A 1,843-nucleotide genomic window follows, 5' to 3' on the forward strand; every position below is an offset into this window, starting at 1 on the left:
ACCATGGAATCTAATCCACAGGCCACCCTAAAAGCGTGACGTACCGCATCCGATTGCGGTAGTGAATAAATGTGCGGCTCCAAACTACTTGGAGCAAGTTGTTGAGTTTTTGCTAACCAATCAAAAGTCGCTTCATGTAAAAGACTCGCTGCATCTGCATCATTGGCAGCGCAATACACCTCAGTGCGATTGCAGGTCGACAAAATTGTGGCCTCAGGTAACCCAGCCTGATTCGCGCCAACAAGATGTTGGCGAAGATCGTGCAACGCTTCTTGAAGAAACTCAGGGTCGAAGGCGACCTTCTCCCGAATGGCGACCGGCGCTGTGTGATGATTGATGCCGAGTGTCAACAACTTCATAATGGTGATTATAGATTTGATGGCAGTAACAATGGGGGTGGTAATGGGGTTTTTAGCTTTTCTGGTGATCGGCGGCTTAACGGGCGTATTTGCCTTACTTTTTTATCCGGGGCAACGTCGTATTAAGCTTAAATCTAAGAAATTTCTTATTACAGCCTTAGTTGGCTTCTTGGCCGCACTGGCTAGCTCATATATCGGCCAATTTTCGGGCTTATTTCAATCTGGTCAGATGCTGGAGTGGCTCAGTGCGATAGTGGTCTCCAGCCTTGTTTGCTGTCTTTATGCGGCAGTTTCTAGGAAGGCTATTTAGGCCAATCCTAGCCAAAGAGCTAGCGCCCTGTTAACGCGCACCATCATTACGTCATTGAGCTCACCAATCACGGACCCAATTTTTTCACTCCGAATTGACATGATTTTATCGATTTGAACTTGGGATGGCCGAGATAGCCCATTGGTTTCATTGGGCTCAATATCAAGTCTGAATATTGGAGCTTGCACAATTTCACTTGAAATCAGGGCAACGGTTACCGTTGCATGAATATCACTAAATACGTCTGACTGAAGTACTAAGGCTGGTCTCGGCTTTCCAAAGTCGCCCTGCATAGCAACCGTTACTACATTGCCACGTTTCATACTTCATCAAAGTCAGCTAATGCATCATCAAGGAAGGACATTAATTCTTTGTCTGCTCGATCGGATCTGGCTACTAATGCTGATTGGCGACGACACTCTTCAAAAAAACCTGGCGCTTGGGTATTTGGAACCCATATTTGAATGGGGCGCAATCCAGCATCCCTTAAGGCAAGCCTGTGTTTTTGGACTCGAAGTGAGATATTTGAGGACATTTCTAGGCTCTTTGTTTATGTTACATGTAACATGTTAACTCATTTATTTGTTACATGTAACATAAAGGTTAATCCCCCGTAGAAAATAAGTCTAATCCAATTAAATTATTGCTATCCACCCAGGCAATTGGTTCTAGACCCTTTTTTATCAGCCACTCATTAGCTTTAGTAAAGTGCCCGCAGCTTGCCTTTGCATCAGGCTGTAGAAATGGCTGATCTGTTTTGTAGACTCCCAGTCCTGAAGGGTGGGAGGATTGCAGAATCAATTGGTCTGGGGCTATCTCAATCAGGGGTAGCTTAGATTGAGCATGGCCACCCCAAAGCATCCAGATTAGATTTGGCTTTTGGGGTGCTAAATTCCCGATAAGTCGATCAATAAGGGATTTCCACCCAAGATTGGTATGACTGCCTGCCTCACCCAATTTAACGCTGAGAGCCGTATTGAGTAGTAATACGCCTTGCTCAGCCCAACCGTGGAGATCTCCATTGGGGAGAGCACCAAAACCCTCGAGTACCAGGGCTTTGCTGATATTGCGTAAGGAGCTGGGAAATTGCCGAGAATTTCTTGGAATGTTGCCGGGAATCGAAAAAGCCAAGCCCTGGGCTAGTCCAGGGGAGTGATAGGGATCTTGGCCCAGG

The 1,843-nt window shown here is 46.1% G+C and carries 4 protein-coding genes and 1 pseudogene; 1 reads left to right on the forward strand and 4 read right to left on the reverse strand.

Annotation, left to right across the window (positions count from 1 at the left end):
• Positions 1-359 (reverse strand): annotated as a pseudogene (locus tag B7Y67_RS16810) (glutamyl-tRNA reductase); the annotation flags it as partial.
• Position 360: 1 nt separating this feature from the next.
• Here B7Y67_RS16810 and B7Y67_RS16815 point away from each other — a divergent pair.
• The gene (locus B7Y67_RS16815) at positions 361-669 is read left to right on the forward strand and encodes a hypothetical protein (protein ID WP_293599610.1); all 309 of its coding nucleotides are present in this window, start codon (positions 361-363) and stop codon (positions 667-669) included.
• On the opposite strand, the gene B7Y67_RS16820 is transcribed toward B7Y67_RS16815, so the two are convergent.
• From B7Y67_RS16820 to B7Y67_RS16830, 3 genes are all read right to left on the reverse strand, one after another.
• Complete coding sequence (locus tag B7Y67_RS16820; RefSeq protein WP_215302398.1) at positions 666-992, reverse strand: type II toxin-antitoxin system PemK/MazF family toxin; 327 nt, start codon at positions 990-992, stop codon at positions 666-668. The two genes, B7Y67_RS16815 and B7Y67_RS16820, sit on opposite strands and share 4 nt — an antisense overlap.
• The gene (locus B7Y67_RS16825) at positions 989-1,204 is read right to left on the reverse strand and encodes an antitoxin MazE family protein (RefSeq protein ID WP_293599611.1); all 216 of its coding nucleotides are present in this window, start codon (positions 1,202-1,204) and stop codon (positions 989-991) included. Before B7Y67_RS16825 ends, B7Y67_RS16820 begins: the two co-directional genes overlap by 4 nt.
• Positions 1,205-1,272: 68 nt before the next feature.
• A partial coding sequence (locus B7Y67_RS16830; RefSeq protein WP_293599612.1) for a uracil-DNA glycosylase occupies positions 1,273-1,843 on the reverse strand: 571 nt, incomplete at its 5' end.

This window comes from Polynucleobacter sp. 35-46-11 (assembly GCF_002281105.1).

Bases quoted from the DNA above. Each gene is read 5' to 3' on its own strand.
- B7Y67_RS16815 (WP_293599610.1), top strand. From the start codon at position 361: ATGGTGATTATAGATTTGATGGCAGTAACAATGGGGGTGGTAATGGGG.
- B7Y67_RS16820 (WP_215302398.1), bottom strand. From the start codon at position 992: ATGAAACGTGGCAATGTAGTAACGGTTGCTATGCAGGGCGACTTTGGA.
- B7Y67_RS16825 (WP_293599611.1), bottom strand. From the start codon at position 1,204: ATGTCCTCAAATATCTCACTTCGAGTCCAAAAACACAGGCTTGCCTTA.